This is a genomic window from Solibacillus faecavium, from assembly GCF_014836905.1.
In the GTDB taxonomy this organism is placed as follows: domain Bacteria; phylum Bacillota; class Bacilli; order Bacillales_A; family Planococcaceae; genus Solibacillus; species Solibacillus faecavium.
In genome coordinates, this window is the sequence record NZ_JACSPZ010000006.1 from 154,322 (window position 1) to 171,157 (window position 16,836).

The window sequence follows — 16,836 nt, forward strand, 5'->3', positions numbered from 1 at the left end:
ATGGGCATCAAAGCTGAAGAAATCAGCAGTCTGATTAAACAGCAGATTGAAGGTTATCAATCGGAATTAAAAGTAAGCGAAGTAGGTACAGTTATCACTGTTGGTGACGGTATCGCTCGTGCTCATGGCCTCGACAACGCCATGGCTGGAGAGCTTTTAGAGTTCTCAAACGGTGTTATGGGTATGGCACAAAACCTAGAAGAAGGTAACGTTGGTATCGTAATTTTAGGAGACTACCTAGGCATCAAAGAAGGCGATGAGGTTCGTCGTACAGGTCGTATTATGGAAGTACCAGTTGGTGAAGCACTAATTGGCCGTGTTGTAAACCCACTTGGTATGCCAGTGGATGGATTAGGTCCAATCAACACAACAAAATCTCGTCCAATCGAAAGTCCAGCTTTCGGTGTAATGGCACGTAAATCAGTACATGAGCCATTACAAACAGGTATTAAAGCGATCGACGCTTTAGTTCCAATTGGTCGTGGTCAACGTGAGTTAATCATCGGTGACCGTCAAGTTGGTAAAACATCTGTAGCAATCGATACAATTTTAAACCAACAAGGCGAAGATATGATTTGTATCTACGTAGCAATCGGACAAAAGGAATCAACTGTACGTAACGTAGTTGAAACTTTCCGTAAGCACGGTGCATTAGATTACACAATCGTTGTAACAGCTTCTGCATCACAACCAGCTCCATTATTATACCTTGCTCCATTTGCAGGTATTTCTATGGCAGAAGAATTCATGTTAGATGGTAAACACGTATTAATCGTGTATGATGACTTAACTAAACAAGCATCAGCATACCGTGAACTTTCACTTCTTCTACGCCGTCCTCCAGGTCGTGAAGCTTACCCTGGTGACGTATTCTACTTACACAGCCGTCTACTTGAGCGTGCTGCGAAGTTAAACGAAACTTACAAAAATGGTTCGATTACAGCGCTTCCATTCGTAGAAACGCAAGCGGGCGATATCTCTGCATATATCCCAACAAACGTAATCTCTATTACAGATGGTCAAATCTTCTTACAATCTGACTTATTCAACTCAGGTGTACGTCCTGCAATCAACGCTGGTTTATCAGTATCACGTGTAGGTGGTTCTGCACAAATCAAAGCGATGAAAAAAGTAGCAGGTACATTACGTCTTGACTTAGCAGCGTTCCGTGAATTAGAGTCATTCGCTCAGTTCGGATCTAACTTAGACCCAATTACGCTTGGTAAATTAGAGCGTGGTAAACGTACAGTTGAAGTGTTAAAACAAGACTTAAACAAACCACTTAAAGTTGAAAAACAAGTTGCGATCCTTTATGCATTAACTAAAGGTCACTTAGATGATATTCCAGTACAAGATATCGTTCGTTTTGAAAACGAATTCTTAAGCTGGTTAGATACAAACCACACAAATGTTTTAGATCATGTTCGTACAACTAAAGAACTTGCTCCAGATGCAGAGTATGTTGAAGCAATTAACGCATTCAAAAAGACTTTCGCTAAATCTGAGTAAGTAAGAATTGAACGGTTTTTCACGCATGTTTATAAAGCGTGAAAAACTGGACAACTCTTTTTTAATAAGAGCTTGATAAAAATCAAAAGGTGGTGAAATACCAGTGGTAAACTTACGCGAAATTAAAGGTCGTATTAACTCTACAAAGTCTACGAAACAAATTACTAAAGCAATGCAAATGGTTTCTTCTTCAAAGTTGCGCCGTGCAGAGCAAAACGCTAAGGCTTACGTTCCATATATGGAGAAAATTCAAGAGGTAGTAGGCGCAATCGCAGCAGGTACTAAAGATAGTGGACATCCAATGTTAACGTCTCGTCCTGTTAAGAAAACAGCTTACTTAGTTATCGGTTCTGATAGCGGGTTAGCAGGTGCTTACAACTCAAGCATTTTACGTGAGGTTCAAAACACTATTATTAAACGTCACAACTCTACAGATGAGTATGTAATCTTAGCAGTAGGTCGTGTTGTTCGTGATTACTTTGTAAAGCGTGGACACAATGTTATCGCAGATGTTATCGGTCTTCCAGACCAACCATCATTTGCTGATATTAAAGAAATCGCTCGTAATGCTGTTGGTATGTTCATTGACGGTACGTATGATGAACTTTATATGTACTACAATCACTTCGTATCTGCTATTCAAAACGAAGTGACTGTGAAAAAAGTTCTTCCTTTAACTGATATTGCACCTTCATCAAGCGATGCTGCTTATGAATTTGAGCCATCAGGTGAAGCCATTTTAGAAGTATTACTTCCACAATATGCGGAAAGCTTAATTTATGGCGCTATATTAGATGGAAAAGCGAGTGAACATTCAGCACGTATGACAGCCATGAAAAACGCTACAGACAATGCAAACGATCTTATTGCAGACCTTTCTCTACAATATAACCGTGCACGTCAAGCGGCGATTACACAAGAAATTACAGAAATCGTTGGTGGAGCTGCTGCCTTAGAATAGGCGCATTCACCAACGTCGTATAAGAATACGATAGGAGGGTACAAAGTAATGAACAACGGACACGTTCTTCAAGTAATGGGTCCAGTAGTAGACGTAAAGTTTGCTAATGGTCAATTACCAGATATTTATAACGCATTAACAGTTAAAATTGAACGTCCTAACGAAGCTCCGACTACTCTTGCATTAGAAGTAGCGCTTCACTTAGGTGACGATTCTGTTCGTACAATTGCCATGTCATCTACTGATGGTTTACAACGTGGAGCAGAAGTAACAAACACAGGAGCACCGATCTCAGTACCAGTTGGTGATGCTACATTAGGTCGCGTATTTAACGTACTTGGTGAAGTTATCGATTTAGGTGAAGAAATTCCTGCAGACGTTCGTCGTGATTCAATTCACCGCGAAGCTCCAACATTCGATGAATTATCAACTACTGTAGAAATCCTTGAAACAGGTATCAAAGTAGTAGACTTATTAGCACCATACATCAAAGGTGGTAAAATCGGTCTATTCGGTGGTGCCGGTGTAGGTAAAACAGTATTAATCCAAGAATTAATCAACAACATCGCACAAGAACACGCAGGTATCTCTGTATTCGCAGGTGTAGGTGAGCGTACTCGTGAGGGTAACGACTTATTCTTCGAAATGACAGATTCAGGCGTAATCAAACAAACTGCAATGGTATTCGGTCAAATGAATGAGCCACCTGGAGCACGTATGCGCGTAGCTTTAACTGGTTTAACAATGGCTGAATTCTTCCGTGATGAGCAAGGTGCAGACGTACTTTTATTCATCGACAACATTTTCCGTTTCACACAAGCAGGTTCTGAGGTTTCTGCCCTATTAGGTCGTATGCCTTCAGCGGTAGGTTACCAACCAACACTTGCTACAGAAATGGGTAAATTACAAGAGCGTATCACATCTACTACAAAAGGTTCTGTAACTTCTATCCAAGCGATTTACGTACCAGCCGATGACTATACTGACCCGGCTCCGGCTACAACATTCGCCCACTTAGATGCAACAACTAACCTTGAGCGTAAATTATCTGAGATGGGTATCTATCCAGCGGTAGACCCACTAGCTTCGACTTCTCGTGCATTATCACCGGAAATCGTTGGACCAGAACACTATGCAATCGCAACTGGTGTTCAACGTACAATCCAACGTTACCGTGAGTTACAAGATATCATTGCTATCTTAGGTATGGATGAGTTATCTGATGAAGATAAACAAACTGTAGAACGTGCTCGTCGTATCCAGTTCTTCTTATCTCAAAACTTCCACGTAGCGGAGCAATTCACTGGTCAAAAAGGTTCTTATGTACCTGTTAAAGAAACTGTTCGTTCATTCAAGGAAATCCTTGATGGCAAATGGGATCACTTACCAGAAGATGCTTTCCGTTTAGTTGGTTCAATTGATGAAGTAGTAGCGAAAGCTAAAGAAATGGGCGTACAAGTTTAATTAGCTGACGAGGAGGAAAAAATATGAAGACAGTTACAGTCAATATTGTCACTCCCGACGGCTCAGTATACGATTCAGAGGTTACGATGGTAATCGCTAAAACGACTTCAGGTGAAATCGGTGTCTTAGCTGGCCATATTCCTATGGTTGCTCCACTTGCTATTAGTGCAGTGAAGCTTAAAAAAGCAGATGGCACGACAGAAGTTGCAGCGATTAGCGGTGGTTTCATTGAAGTTCGTCCTGATAAAATTTCGATTTTGGCTCCTTCTGCTGAAGTTGCTGCTTCAATCGATATTGCACGTGCTAAAGAAGCTTTAGCGCGTGCTGAAGGTCGCCTTCAAAAGAAACAAGATGACATCGATTTCAAACGTGCGGAACTAGCTTTAAATCGTGCGATGAATCGTATCAACGTTCATGAGGGTAACATCTAAATTTGATGACACGCGGGCAGAGGTCTCTCTGCCCGCTTTTTTTGGGTGTAACATATTTTCGAGTAATAAAAAAAGTTGAAAGTAGGATTCGTCATAATATTGCACAAAACATATTTTCGTTGTATAAAAGGAGTGGAGAAAAATGGATTTATTTGTTGAAGCTGGTCAACAGGCAATCATTAATGTTTTAGCATATATTATATTTATAGGAATGGCTCTTTATGCATTACAGGGCTTACGTATTGAACAATTATTTAAAAAAGGGAAAACGTTTCAGATCCAGCTCTTCTATATATTTGTGAGTATTGCAATCGGCTCAGCTGTAGCAGACTTCTTTTTAAATTTTTTGGATTGGTCTCAAACCATCCCTTATATATTCGGTTAAAGGGGATGTGACCATTTTATTTCTTGTAGGGAGCAATAATTGTTTGTTTTTCACTCCAAGAAATAAAATTTCCTAGGAAATATAGACGTTTGCGAATATACAGGTTTTGGGTAGTTAGTAGATGGTGGTACTTATTTGTGGAAATTTGTCTATTCACATTAAATAGTTGCGCTGCGTATTATAATTTAATAGCCTTTTCAGAAAAATTAGCTTAAAATAGTAATTTGGGTGCTTGAAATACAGTACCAATAAATGTAGTATGATTTTTGTGTGTAAAATTGAAGTCAAATGAAGTTTAAAATAATTATTGTTAAATTGAACTTATCCATTTATTATATGAGAATTGAATTCGGAGGGACGAATTGTGGAGAGAATTATTGTTACTGGGGGTCAGACTCTAAAAGGTACAGTACGTGTTGAAGGTGCAAAAAATGCCGTATTGCCAATTTTAGCTGCTTCTCTATTAGCTTCTAAAAATAAAAATATGATTAAAGACGTACCAAACCTAGCAGATGTTAGAACGATTGGTGAAGTATTAAAAAGTTTAAATGCGATTGTAGAGTTTAATGCTGAGAATAATGAAATGATTATAGATGCCTCTATGAAACTATCAAGTGAAGCACAATTTGAGTTTGTTAGTAAAATGCGAGCATCGATTTTAGTGATGGGGTCACTATTAGCACGTAACGGCTATGCACGTGTTGCATTACCTGGCGGATGTGCTATTGGCTCTCGTCCTATTGAACTTCATTTAAAAGGCTTTGAGGCAATGGGTGCTGAAATCTCCTTTGGACATGGTTATGTGGAAGCAAAGGTGAAAGATGAATTAAAAGGCGCAGAAATCTATTTAGACTTCCCAAGTGTTGGCGCTACAGAAAATATCATGACTGCAGCAGCACTTGCAAAAGGTACAACGATTATTGAAAATGCTGCAAAAGAACCTGAGATAGTAGACTTAGCAAACTTTATTAACGCAATGGGTGGTCGTGTTATCGGTGCCGGTACAGATACTATACGCATCGAGGGTGTTAAGGAACTAAAAGGTTGCGAGCATTACATTATTCCAGATCGTATTGAAGCAGGAACATTTATGGTAGCAGCAGCAATTACACGTGGTGATGTACTTATCGAAAATGCAGTACCTGAGCATATGACGGCATTAATCGCGAAAATGCGCGAAATGGGCGTTGAAGTTATTGAGGAAGATGAAGGCGTACGCGTACGTTCAAATGACCCCTTAAAAGCGGTGGATATCAAAACTATGCCACATCCAGGATTCCCTACCGATATGCAATCACAAATGATGGCCTTAATGTTAACAGCGAACGGAACAAGCATCATTACGGAGACAGTTTTTGAAAACCGTTTCATGCATGTTGAAGAATTCCGTCGAATGAATGCAGATGCAAAGATCGAAGGACGCTCTGTATTTATTGAAGGTGGAAAAAATCTTCAGGGAGCTGAAGTTTCAGCTACAGATTTACGCGCAGCAGCAGCACTTATATTAACTGGGTTAGTGTCGGAAGGTATAACACGAGTAACAAAATTACACCATTTAGACCGAGGGTATGTTGATTTCCACAAAAAATTGGCTTCTCTAGGTGCCCATATTGAGCGTATTGATACAGAAGAAGAAATCTTACAGGAAACAATCGTATCAGTATAAAAATAAATAGTTTAAGGCATTTCGAGGACTAGTAAAGTTTTCGGAATGCTTTTTAATTTTCGGGAGATTTTATAAATAATAGAGAGTTTATATAGGAATCAACGAAAATTCCTATTCAGTAAAATATATGTCCCGAAAAACAGATAATGACAATATAAAGTAGAATGTTCATACCACATTTTCTCTTAAATAATCCAACTCATAATCCTCCAACCTTCTCATATACTGTCTCATGAAAAAAATTATAATTTATTTTATCATTTGTGTTTTGTTATTTTTAATCCCTCTTACTTTTAAGACTAAAAAACCAAATATTACTTCAGCTGATCCAATAACAGAAACAGCGTCATGTCCATTACTTATAACTGCAAACAATGAAACAATACCAATTGAAGACTATTTAATCGGTGTACTTGCAGGAGAGATGCCGGCAAGCTTCCATTTAGAAGCTTTGAAAGCTCAGGCTATTGCTGCACGCACATACGTATTGAAGCAGACAGACTATGGAGCAAAACCAATTCTTACAACGACCGCACACCAAGTATACAATGATCAAAATTTACGTGAACAAAAATGGCAAACTACCTTTGCAGAATATGAACAAAAACTAACAGAAGCCGTTCAGCAAACAGCCAATCAAATCCTCACCTACAATGATGAACTAATTACCGCAATGTTTCATGCTGCGTCCTATCAACAAACAGAATCCGCCAAAAATTATAGCGGTAATTCCATTCCATACTTAAAAACTACCACTTCACCTGAAAAAGTCGACCCTGAAGAAACGCACTACACATTTGAGCAACTAAATAAAATGCTTCAACAGAAATTCACGAAATCCGAATTACAAAACGCTAAAATTCAGCTCAATGATTCTAAACGTATAGAGCAGATAAAAATTGGGAAAAAAATCTGGTCAGGACGAGAAATCAGAACACTTTTAAATTTAAAATCCAGCAGTTTTACATGGTCAGCTACAGCTACCGGTATTTCAATTACGACCTATGGGTACGGGCATGGGGTAGGTATGAGCCAGTATGGGGCCAATGCGATGGCACATAGTGGAACAGCAGCTGAACAAATACTTGCGCATTATTATCCAAATACTACCTTAAAATTGATAAATTATTGTAAAAAATAATGTTTAACTTTTGAAACTCCTGTCTACACTTTCACTTGAGGTGATGAACATGAGAGAAGTTAAACAAAAGCCTTCTCAGAAACCATTTACACAAAAAAAGTGGTTTTGGCCGGTAGCGTACAGTAGTATGGCATTAATGATTGTGGCTGTAATTTTTAGTTTTACCGCTTTATACGAAAGTCAGGAAGAAAAAGAATTATTAACTGAAGTAACTGCACCAGTGGAAGAAACAATTATTCCAACTTCTACAGCTCAGGAAACATTAAAGTATCCATTTAAAGAACAATACTTAAGTGAAGTAACAATTTTACAAGATTTTTATGATGTGACAAAAGATGAAGCAACACGAGAAAATGCATTACTAGTATTTAATCAAGTGTTTACAACATCAACTGGGGTATCAATTGCGATTAATAGCGAGCCTTTTGAAGTAGTAGCTGCAATGAGCGGTGAAGTGACTGAGGTTAAGATGGATTCATTTACGGGCAATATGATTACCCTAACGCATCCAAACGGTATGCAAACGCGCTATAACTCAGTGGCAGATATTCTTGTAAAACAAGGAGATAAAGTTTCTCAAGGAGAGCCAATCGCTACTTCCCAAGAAAATGAATGGAATCCTACAGCAGGTATCCATTTACATTTCGAAGTTGTTGAAAATGGGGTATTAGTGAACCCGAACAAATATTTATCCTTTTGATTTCCTGACAAAATGGATAGATACGGAAATGTTTTTAGCAAGATCTCATCGATTCCTTCATTCTAACTCGAATAAATAAGAGCCAACTCACATAAGGTGAAATATTAAGAAAGCAAGGCTCTTTAGAATTGAGATAGAGAGGGAGAGGACGTGCACGAACATATTCGGCAACGCTGCGTTCGATTGGGTGAACTGTTGGTAGAGACAGGGGTAACCGTGCGTGCACTCGCGAAAATGACGGGATTTTCTAAAAGTACTGTACACAAAGATTTGACAGAGCGCCTAAAACAAGTGAATGAACCACTTGCGCTACAAGTACAACAGGTATTATCCTACAACAAATCAATTCGCCATTTACGCGGTGGTGAAGCAACACGTAAAAAATGGATATCAAAGCAACAAGAAAAAAGCATTTAGGCTGTTTTTATAGCAACTAAATGCTTTTTTAAGTGATTATAACTCCAGAATTATTCCATTAAAATCCATTATAAAGGAAAAACCTTCCCATAATATTGATGTAATTAAGTATTGTATATGATAAAATAACTAAGATACAGATATAAAGATTCGTATGCATGTTGAAAAGGTCGGAAGGAGAATTACAAAACATGTTTTCTAAAGATATTGGGATAGATTTAGGTACTGCAAATGTACTCATTCACCTAAAAGGTAAAGGGATTGTTTTAAATGAGCCATCTGTAGTAGCGATTGATAAAAAGACAAATAAAGTACTGGCAGTCGGTGAAGAAGCACGTCAAATGGTAGGACGTACACCTGGAAACATCGTTGCAATTCGTCCATTAAAAGATGGAGTAATTGCTGATTTTGATGTAACAGAAGCAATGCTAAAGCATTTTATTAATAAATTGGACTTAAAAGGTTTTATGTCAAAGCCACGTATTTTAATATGCTGTCCAACTAATATTACTTCCGTTGAGCAAAAAGCTATTCGTGAGGCTGCAGAAAAATCAGGCGGCAAAAAAGTATACTTGGAAGAAGAACCTAAAGTTGCAGCAATCGGAGCAGGAATGGATATTTTCCAGCCTAGTGGCAATATGGTCGTTGATATCGGTGGAGGTACAACGGATGTTGCGGTGCTATCTATGGGGGATATTGTAACAAGCGAATCTATAAAAGTCGCAGGGGATGTATTCGATAATGATATTTTGCAATACATAAAGAAAGAATACAAGCTGTTAATCGGTGAACGCACAGCAGAAAATATTAAAACAACAATCGGTACAGTTTTCCCTGGTGGACGAAAAGACACAATGGAAATTCGCGGTCGAGATATGGTTACTGGCTTACCAAGAGTAATCGAGATCAATTCAGAAGAGATTGAGCAAGCATTGCGAGAATCGATTGGGATGATTGTTCAGGCAGCGAAAGATGTACTGGAAAAAACGCCACCGGAATTATCGGCAGATATTATCGATCGAGGTGTTATTTTAACAGGCGGTGGTGCATTATTGCACGGGATTGACCAGCTGTTAATTGAAGAGCTGAAAGTACCTGTATTTGTTGCGGAAAACCCAATGGATTGTGTCGCAATTGGAACTGGAATTATGCTAGACAATATTGATCGTGCGGTAAATAAATAAGTTAAATTACTAATAATTCTTTAAATTTTACCGATAAATTATAAATACAAACATAATTAGAGGTGAAAAGGGTGTTTAAAGGTTTTTATACAGTAGCTACAGGAATGGTTGCACAACAACGTAAAACAGAAATTCTGACAAATAATATGGCCAATGCTAATACACCTGGCTTCAAATCAGACCAAACGACAATTCGTTCTTTTCCGGATATGTTAATGTCTGCAGTAAATTCGACAACAATCCCTACCGAAAAGGGCTTTGCATTAAAAAAGCTAAATCCAGTGGGCGCGTTAAATGCTGGCGTATATTTACAAGAAACAATGCCTAATCAAGCGCAAGGCCAAATTTACTCTACAGGCCTAACGACAGATGTAGCATTAATAAATAGTTCGTTACCAATTGACGAGGCTTCAGGCAATTCTGCTCAAATATTTTTCCGTCTGGAAAATGAAAATGGTGTAGAAAGCTATACACGTAACGGGAACTTTACGATGGACGGACAAGGGAATCTAGTAAATCCTCAAGGACTATTTGTATTAGATTCGAATGGCGAGCGTCTGCAATTTTCAAACGACAATATTCGTATTAGTGCAGATGGTGCAATTTTTGACGAAAATGATGTACAGGTTGGCACATTAGGTGTCGCATTTTCTGAAAATCCAGATGTACTTATGAAACAAGAAAATGGTTTATTTACGACATTGGATGGTGTCGATTTACCTTCAGCATACGGCCAGGCAAATGTTCAGTTTTCAATGCAACAACAGTATTTAGAAGGTTCAAATGTCGATGCATCAAAAGCAATGACAGACCTTTTAACCGCATATCGCGCATTTGAAGCAAATCAAAAAGTGCTGCAGGCATATGATAAGAGCATGGAGAAAGCCGTAAACGAAATTGGGCGCGTTAACTAAATAAGGAAATGGCAAATGATTTTCTTTAACCGTCGAAGTTTCGTATAATTAGGGAGGTACTAGAAAATGTTACGTACAATGATGACTGCGACAAACACATTGTCACAAGTTCAACAGCAACTAGATACAATCAGTTCAAATATTGCAAATAGTAATACGCATGGTTATAAAGCGCAGCAGGCAAATTTTTCTGAAATGCTTTATCAACAGTTTAAAAACGATGAATATGACCGTACTGTAAGGGATACGCCAGTAGGCATTCGTTATGGTGTTGGGGCACAAATTGGTCAAATTCAATCAAACCAGGCACAGGGTTCAATCCAATTAACAGAACGTGATTTGGATTTTGCTTTAACAACGAAAAATCAATACTTTAATGTATTGATGCAAAATGATGCAGGTGAAGTGCGTACTGCATACACACGTAATGGTAGCTTTTACGTATCTCCTACAGAAGCTGGAATTGTGACACTTGTGAACAGTGACGGATACCAAGTAGCAGATGCAAACGGTCAACCGATAACTTTCCCAGATGATGTGACACAATTCACGATGGATCCTGATGGTACTTTAGTTGCGAACTATGAAAATGGTACAACCTTAACGTTTCAACTAGGTATTTCATCATTGCAAAAACCACAAGTAATGGAAAAATTACAGGGTGGGACATATATTGGGTTACCGGAAAACCTGGGCGAGCTTGGATTTACACAAGCACAAGTGCTAACGGATTTACAGGGAGCGAATCGTCAAGTAGGTATTCAAAAAGGTGCGCTTGAAATGTCGAATGTAGATTTATCGCAAGAAATGACCAATCTGATTCAGGCACAACGCTCATATCAATTTAATACACGTGCAGTAACTATTGCAGACCAAATGCTTGGACTAATTAACGGCATTCGCTAAGCAGTATTTCTAGGGGAGAAAATTTATGACAAAAGAGTTAGATAGACGAGTTGTACAACAAGCGTCTCCAGCAAAAAAGACGAGACGTAGCTTAAAAGAAGTTTCTGAGCCCAATACGGATCAGCCTACTCGCTGGGTCCGACTTCGTCTAATTCCCATTTGGCTGCGTATAATAGTTGTCATCCTTGTCTTTGGCATCGCAACAATTGCAGGGCTAATTGTTGGCTATAGTATTATAGGGGATGGCGCGACATCAGATGTTTTAAAAGGCGATACATGGCAGCATCTTCTCAATATTATAAATGGGAAAGAGTAGGGATTGTCGGGAAGATCATTACCGAGCAATCCCTTTGCAACGAAAAAGTATATGCGGAACAAAAGCAGCAGGGAATATGCGCTTTTCTTCCATCCTTTCGTTGTTTTAATGAGCCATACATATTTGGGAACATTTATATACATAATATTATAGAGTAATGAGGGGGATTATTTTGTTAAACTCAGAACAAATTCAAAATATATTACCACACCGCTATCCGTTTTTATTAGTAGATCGCATTCTGGAAATAGAAGAAGGAAAGCGTGCACTAGGTTTAAAAAACGTTTCGATAAATGAAGAATTTTTTAATGGTCATTTTCCGGGCTATCCGGTTATGCCAGGTGTTTTAATTGTCGAGGCATTGGCTCAAGTTGGCGGTGTTGCTCTATTAAATGCACCACAATATAAAGGGAGACTTGTTTTCCTAACAGGTATAGATAATTGTCGCTTTAAACGCCAAGTTGTACCGGGCGATCAATTAAAGTTGGAAGTCGAATTTATAAAATTGCGTGGACAAATGGGTAAAGGCCGAGGAACTGCAACGGTTGACGGCGAGCTCGTATGTGAATGTGAAATTCTGTTTGCTATTGGACCAGAACAGCCAAAGTAAGCGATTTGCATTTATAACATAAAGATTATAAAATATAAAGGTTAAAGATATTATCCGACATCTTTTCACAAAAAGTTACCAAATATTACAAAGAGTGAGATTATTGTAAGTTACCCCTTTTTATGGAAGTTTCAAACACTCATATATAATGAGCGAAGTTCGGCTTTAAACGTAGGAGGTTTTAAAATAGATGTATAAACAACTGTCTTCAGGCGTAAAAATTAGCATTACACGATCAATATCGACGTCGTTTGAAGCTTATTTAGCAAGCATTGGCTGGGATGAAGAAAAGTTTTCAATGGAAGACTTCATGGCAAGCTGGCAAAATTATTTTAAGGAAAATGCAGCTTGGATTGATAAAATACCGGCAGACATTTTGCTTAGCACAGAATTCCATGAAGAAATTGCAAAGAAAATGGATGAGGTCATTGCAAAAATTTTAAATGAAGAGCCAACAGAAAAGCAAAAGAAAGACATTGCTCAATTGCAGAAAAAATTAGGAACAAATTTCAAATTTGACTGCAAAGCAGAAGCCGCTTATGTTGAACAGCTTTTAAAAGATAAATTAAAATAACCACACTTTTTTTGTAGGATAGATCCTTCTTTTCCCGGGCAATCTATGTACGATCACATGAGGACATGATGTGATTGAGCAATGAATGCATACGGAGAGGAGGGATTTTTTTATGCGAAAATCATTTTTGTTAGCACTTTCACTTGGTTCGGCGTTATTTTTAGCGGCATGTAACAACGACGACAACGCTCAAAACGGCAATACTCCTGCGGGGGATGTTAAAAATGGTGTCAATGATGTAATGGATGATACACGTGACGTCATTGATGATACGGTTGACACGGTTGATCCAAATGCAAATGGCCAAAACGGGCAAACAAATGAAAGTACAATGGACAACAATACCAATGTACCGAATGGCTCAAGCGGTCCAAATGGTGATAACGGCGTAACTGCACCAGGTGCACCATCCGTTAACCAAGAAGATATCATTGAGGATAAAAAAGACCGCGATGATAAAGACAAGATAGACAACCGTTAATAAAAGGAAACCAGCGTTCAATTAGGACGCTGGTTTTTTTGGTTCCGAGTGAGCTTTTTGGGGTTGTTCGTCAATTTGATCAAGTTATTCGTCACTTTTGAATCGATAATCGTCAAGTCTTCTGTCATAATCGTCACTTAGCATTATATATTCGCCACTTCAGCGATGATAATCGTCAAATAGAAAAAATACCGCCACTTTGATCAAGTTATTCGTCACTTATGAATTGATAATCATCAAATGTACTGAGGTATTCGTCACCTAGCATCGGATATTCGTCACTTCAGCTTCAGTAATCGTCAAATAGAAAAAAATCGTCACTTTGATCAAGATAATCGTCAAATGAACTGAGGTATTCGTCACTCAGCATCGGATATTCGCCATTTCAGCGATGATAATCGTCAAATAGAAAAAAATCGTCACTTTGATCAAGTTATTCGTCACTTCTGAATCGATAATCGTCAAATGTACTGAGGTATTCGCCACTTCAGCCTCAGTGATCGTCAAATAGAAAAAATCAGCACTTTGATCAAGATAATCGTCACTCATGAATTGATAATCGTCAAATGTACTGAGGTATTCGTCACATAGCATCAGATATTCGCCACTTCAGCCTCAGTAATCGTCAAATAGAAAAAAATCGTCACTTTGATCAAGATAATCGTCACTTATGAATCGATAATCGTCAATTGGACTGAGGTATTCGTCACCTAGCATCGGATATTCGCCACTTCAGCGATGATAATCGTCAAATAGAAAATATGCCATTTTTTTATTATAATCTTCATCCGCTAAAGTTACTTAATGCGTGCTTTTCGCGGTCTTCTTTCTTCCCATTGTAAAATGTCTTCGGGAATAATATAATAAGTACCTTTTTTCGTACCATGGCGCTCGAGGCCGAGTCGTACTAAAAGCTTTGAAGCAGCTTGGATACTTTGAATTCCAAAAAACTCGCGGAACTGTTGATTAGTAATTTTTTCGCTAATTAAAGTACGGTAGTGATAGAATGTTTCGAAAAGGGCAGAACGGCTTTTCAAATTACAGAAATTACAAATAAATAAACCATAATGATAATACATAGTATTTTCAAAATTACACTGTTTACAGAGGACACCTTTACGAAGTCGATTCGGGCTTATGAAACGGCGTGGAGGAAGAGGGTTATAAAGTTGATTAAGCTTTGCAAAAATAACATCAATATTAGCATTTGTTTTAGATGTAGTGCAGTATAGATTTTCGATAAAACTAGGAACACCGCTAATATGAAAAATAGGGAATTTGTCCAATGATGCATCCAAGGTTGCCTGGAAATTTGCAATGACGACAGCAAAATAAACAGGAATATTGATTTGCCATTTCCGCAAACATTGTTCCAAAAATAGTTGGTGGCGGTATACTTGATCAAGCGGATTCCGGAAATTTTCACGCTTGTCGTTATGGATGCGGAAAAATTCATGCTGTCCAGGTTTGTAGAATAATGCGCCGGATAGTTGCTTTACTTCAAATATCAAAACAAAGAATGGAGTAATTAAAATCGCATCAATTTGGTGCGAGAAGCCATTTTCATTTATACATTCGAAATTATAAATAATGTGATATTCCGTTTTAAAAAAATAGTCAGAAAGAGCTTGCTTTAGCTTCACTTCACCCGATAATCCCGCCTCCAACCGATAAAACTCCTGCTGAATTGAACTCACCTCATAGTCATCTGGTAAAATTCGTTTTATTAAGGTTTCTGTATAAAGGTAATGCCTTGATTTTTGCACTGATTTCACCTCCACCATAAATATACGATGTGTGAAATTCATTTACAAATTACACCAAAATTTCAATTTCAAATCGTTTGCTAAAGTAAATTGCTTTTTACACCATATCTGCTCATATTAAATATTCAATTCTACAAAAAAAGCACAGTATCAATTACTGTACTTTCATTTTTTATCTTTTAATGAAGGACGATTACGCATCCCTTGTTCAAATGCCTCAAGAAGTTCATCGTTACGTAAACCATCCTCAAGCAGCTTTCCTAATAATAGCTCCGCGTATTTTTTACGTTGTGCCTTTAAGCGACCTTTTATAAGTACTGAAATTTTATCGTCCAATTTTGTAATGGAGTGCACGACAACAGCGAATGGTGCGGGTTCATTGTCAGGAAGAGAGATAATTGCACGTGCATCAATAGCTTCGCCGGATGTGATATAGTTTTGGAAAAAATCATAGTATGTATCTTCTGTAAAAAGCTCTAAAATCCACATTTGATGGCTGTTTTCCTGATTTATAATAATCCCATCAATTAAAGGGATCTTTTTAATTTCATTCGAAAGTAATAAATCGAAACCAAGCATTTTAAATGTCTTCAATTATTAAATCCCCCCTCAATTGTCTTTTGTAAAAGTATAACATATAAAAAATGCGAAACTGTAAGAATCAGCATACTTAAATTAATGCTTTCAAGCTACTGTTTATTAGCATTTACCTAAAAATCAGTCTGTAACCAAGTAGGCTAAATAAAATTTTTCGAAGCTCATATCGCTTGAAATTGTCATTTTGCCGTTTTGCCAAAAAAGAATCATATCAGCTATGATAAAGCTAGTTCCGAAAGAAGGGAGGTCAAAGAATGAATCATGTTGGACTTGTTGGACGAACGACGAAAGATGCTGTACTCAGACAATTATCGGAAGGGCGTGTGCAAACAAGTTTCGCCGTCGCCGTCAACCGCCCATACAAAAATAGTGAAGGGAAGGTGGATGCGGATTTCGTACAATGTATTGCATGGGGGAAAATAGCCGAAGTAATCACGAAGTATTGTGGAAAGGGCTCGCTCATCGGTATTAAAGGACGTATACAGTCAAGAACTTATACAAATCGTGATAACCAAAAGGTGTATACGATGGAAGTGAATGCGGAGGAAGTCCAATTTTATGCATTAAAAACCCCTGGTGAAGCAGAAATACTTGCATCACAGCCCTCTATTTCAGCAGATTTCGTACTACCTGAACATGACAGCAAACTCGTAAAAACACTTTAAATTATTGTGTACTCTCCTAAAAGTAAATTCCTATAGCGGAGGTGAACAGCTTTAATCTACTGTTTGACCGCACAGTAGTACATTCTTTCTCACAATCCTATAACAACTGAATATAAGTAGTGAAGTAAGCATGAAAAAGAGTCTACTTC

At 38.0% G+C, this 16,836-nt stretch carries 20 protein-coding genes; 17 read left to right on the forward strand and 3 right to left on the reverse strand.

Features of this window, described 5'->3' with window-relative positions:
- The 16 genes from atpA (at position 1) to H9635_RS13485 (ending at position 13,659) form a co-directional block, all read left to right on the forward strand.
- Positions 1 to 1,509, forward strand: coding sequence for a F0F1 ATP synthase subunit alpha (gene atpA / locus H9635_RS13410; protein ID WP_191700810.1), 1,509 nt, complete (start codon positions 1 to 3; stop codon positions 1,507 to 1,509).
- Positions 1,510 to 1,612: 103 nt separating this feature from the next.
- Positions 1,613 to 2,470: an ATP synthase F1 subunit gamma gene (atpG, locus tag H9635_RS13415; protein ID WP_191700811.1), complete on the forward strand. Its 858-nt coding sequence runs from the start codon at positions 1,613 to 1,615 to the stop codon at positions 2,468 to 2,470.
- Between the two features lie 48 nt (positions 2,471 to 2,518).
- The gene (gene atpD / locus H9635_RS13420) at positions 2,519 to 3,934 is read left to right on the forward strand and encodes a F0F1 ATP synthase subunit beta (RefSeq protein ID WP_191700812.1); all 1,416 of its coding nucleotides are present in this window, start codon (positions 2,519 to 2,521) and stop codon (positions 3,932 to 3,934) included.
- Between the two features lie 23 nt (positions 3,935 to 3,957).
- Positions 3,958 to 4,365, forward strand: a complete 408-nt coding sequence (locus H9635_RS13425) for a F0F1 ATP synthase subunit epsilon (protein WP_191700813.1) — start codon at positions 3,958 to 3,960, stop codon at positions 4,363 to 4,365.
- 142 nt (positions 4,366 to 4,507) lie between these two features.
- Positions 4,508 to 4,750 carry a DUF1146 family protein gene (locus tag H9635_RS13430; protein WP_191700814.1) on the forward strand — a complete coding sequence of 81 codons (243 nt, stop codon included), beginning with the start codon at positions 4,508 to 4,510 and terminating at the stop codon, positions 4,748 to 4,750.
- A 364-nt stretch (positions 4,751 to 5,114) separates the two neighbouring features.
- The gene (gene murA, locus H9635_RS13435) at positions 5,115 to 6,416 is read left to right on the forward strand and encodes a UDP-N-acetylglucosamine 1-carboxyvinyltransferase (RefSeq protein ID WP_191700815.1); all 1,302 of its coding nucleotides are present in this window, start codon (positions 5,115 to 5,117) and stop codon (positions 6,414 to 6,416) included.
- Between the two features lie 268 nt (positions 6,417 to 6,684).
- Entirely contained in the window at positions 6,685 to 7,557 is an 873-nt protein-coding gene (spoIID, locus tag H9635_RS13440; protein ID WP_191700816.1) for a stage II sporulation protein D, read from the forward strand.
- A gap of 49 nt (positions 7,558 to 7,606) precedes the next feature.
- Positions 7,607 to 8,257, forward strand: a complete 651-nt coding sequence (locus H9635_RS13445) for a M23 family metallopeptidase (protein WP_191700817.1) — start codon at positions 7,607 to 7,609, stop codon at positions 8,255 to 8,257.
- A gap of 150 nt (positions 8,258 to 8,407) precedes the next feature.
- Complete coding sequence (locus tag H9635_RS13450) at positions 8,408 to 8,674, forward strand: sporulation transcriptional regulator SpoIIID (protein WP_191700818.1); 267 nt, start codon at positions 8,408 to 8,410, stop codon at positions 8,672 to 8,674.
- 191 nt (positions 8,675 to 8,865) lie between these two features.
- Positions 8,866 to 9,858, forward strand: a complete 993-nt coding sequence (gene mreB / locus H9635_RS13455; RefSeq protein ID WP_318245218.1) for a rod shape-determining protein — start codon at positions 8,866 to 8,868, stop codon at positions 9,856 to 9,858.
- A gap of 71 nt (positions 9,859 to 9,929) precedes the next feature.
- Positions 9,930 to 10,772, forward strand: a complete 843-nt coding sequence (locus H9635_RS13460; protein WP_191700820.1) for a flagellar hook-basal body protein — start codon at positions 9,930 to 9,932, stop codon at positions 10,770 to 10,772.
- Between the two features lie 66 nt (positions 10,773 to 10,838).
- Entirely contained in the window at positions 10,839 to 11,678 is an 840-nt protein-coding gene (locus H9635_RS13465; RefSeq protein WP_191700821.1) for a flagellar hook-basal body protein, read from the forward strand.
- A gap of 25 nt (positions 11,679 to 11,703) precedes the next feature.
- On the forward strand, positions 11,704 to 11,994 hold the full coding sequence (locus H9635_RS13470; protein WP_191700822.1) for a DNA-directed RNA polymerase subunit beta: 291 nt from the start codon (positions 11,704 to 11,706) through the stop codon (positions 11,992 to 11,994).
- Between the two features lie 172 nt (positions 11,995 to 12,166).
- Positions 12,167 to 12,604, forward strand: coding sequence for a 3-hydroxyacyl-ACP dehydratase FabZ (gene fabZ, locus H9635_RS13475; RefSeq protein ID WP_191700823.1), 438 nt, complete (start codon positions 12,167 to 12,169; stop codon positions 12,602 to 12,604).
- A 190-nt stretch (positions 12,605 to 12,794) separates the two neighbouring features.
- Positions 12,795 to 13,178, forward strand: a complete 384-nt coding sequence (locus H9635_RS13480) for a hypothetical protein (RefSeq protein ID WP_191700824.1) — start codon at positions 12,795 to 12,797, stop codon at positions 13,176 to 13,178.
- Between the two features lie 112 nt (positions 13,179 to 13,290).
- Positions 13,291 to 13,659, forward strand: a complete 369-nt coding sequence (locus tag H9635_RS13485; protein WP_191700825.1) for a hypothetical protein — start codon at positions 13,291 to 13,293, stop codon at positions 13,657 to 13,659.
- A 363-nt stretch (positions 13,660 to 14,022) separates the two neighbouring features.
- Here H9635_RS13485 and H9635_RS13490 read toward each other — a convergent pair whose 3' ends face one another.
- The 3 genes from H9635_RS13490 to H9635_RS13500 all read right to left on the reverse strand — a co-directional run bounded on the left by H9635_RS13490 (position 14,023) and on the right by H9635_RS13500 (position 16,019).
- Positions 14,023 to 14,253 carry a hypothetical protein gene (locus H9635_RS13490; RefSeq protein ID WP_191700826.1) on the reverse strand — a complete coding sequence of 77 codons (231 nt, stop codon included), beginning with the start codon at positions 14,251 to 14,253 and terminating at the stop codon, positions 14,023 to 14,025.
- Between the two features lie 203 nt (positions 14,254 to 14,456).
- Positions 14,457 to 15,425 carry a nuclease-related domain-containing protein gene (locus tag H9635_RS13495; RefSeq protein WP_191700827.1) on the reverse strand — a complete coding sequence of 323 codons (969 nt, stop codon included), beginning with the start codon at positions 15,423 to 15,425 and terminating at the stop codon, positions 14,457 to 14,459.
- Positions 15,426 to 15,590: 165 nt separating this feature from the next.
- On the reverse strand, positions 15,591 to 16,019 hold the full coding sequence (locus tag H9635_RS13500) for a YwpF-like family protein (protein WP_191700828.1): 429 nt from the start codon (positions 16,017 to 16,019) through the stop codon (positions 15,591 to 15,593).
- A 257-nt stretch (positions 16,020 to 16,276) separates the two neighbouring features.
- Between H9635_RS13500 and H9635_RS13505 the strand changes: the two genes are divergently transcribed.
- Positions 16,277 to 16,687, forward strand: coding sequence for a single-stranded DNA-binding protein (locus H9635_RS13505; protein WP_191700829.1), 411 nt, complete (start codon positions 16,277 to 16,279; stop codon positions 16,685 to 16,687).
- The last annotated feature ends 149 nt before the right edge of the window (positions 16,688 to 16,836 follow it).

Bases quoted from the DNA above. Each gene is read 5' to 3' on its own strand.
- H9635_RS13430 (WP_191700814.1), top strand. From the start codon at position 4,508: ATGGATTTATTTGTTGAAGCTGGTCAACAGGCAATCATTAATGTTTTA.
- H9635_RS13445 (WP_191700817.1), top strand. From the start codon at position 7,607: ATGAGAGAAGTTAAACAAAAGCCTTCTCAGAAACCATTTACACAAAAA.
- H9635_RS13490 (WP_191700826.1), bottom strand. From the start codon at position 14,253: ATGCTATGTGACGAATACCTCAGTACATTTGACGATTATCAATTCATG.
- atpA (WP_191700810.1), top strand. From the start codon at position 1: ATGGGCATCAAAGCTGAAGAAATCAGCAGTCTGATTAAACAGCAGATT.
- H9635_RS13480 (WP_191700824.1), top strand. From the start codon at position 12,795: ATGTATAAACAACTGTCTTCAGGCGTAAAAATTAGCATTACACGATCA.
- H9635_RS13470 (WP_191700822.1), top strand. From the start codon at position 11,704: ATGACAAAAGAGTTAGATAGACGAGTTGTACAACAAGCGTCTCCAGCA.
- H9635_RS13505 (WP_191700829.1), top strand. From the start codon at position 16,277: ATGAATCATGTTGGACTTGTTGGACGAACGACGAAAGATGCTGTACTC.
- atpD (WP_191700812.1), top strand. From the start codon at position 2,519: ATGAACAACGGACACGTTCTTCAAGTAATGGGTCCAGTAGTAGACGTA.
- mreB (WP_318245218.1), top strand. From the start codon at position 8,866: ATGTTTTCTAAAGATATTGGGATAGATTTAGGTACTGCAAATGTACTC.
- H9635_RS13465 (WP_191700821.1), top strand. From the start codon at position 10,839: ATGTTACGTACAATGATGACTGCGACAAACACATTGTCACAAGTTCAA.
- H9635_RS13425 (WP_191700813.1), top strand. From the start codon at position 3,958: ATGAAGACAGTTACAGTCAATATTGTCACTCCCGACGGCTCAGTATAC.
- H9635_RS13485 (WP_191700825.1), top strand. From the start codon at position 13,291: ATGCGAAAATCATTTTTGTTAGCACTTTCACTTGGTTCGGCGTTATTT.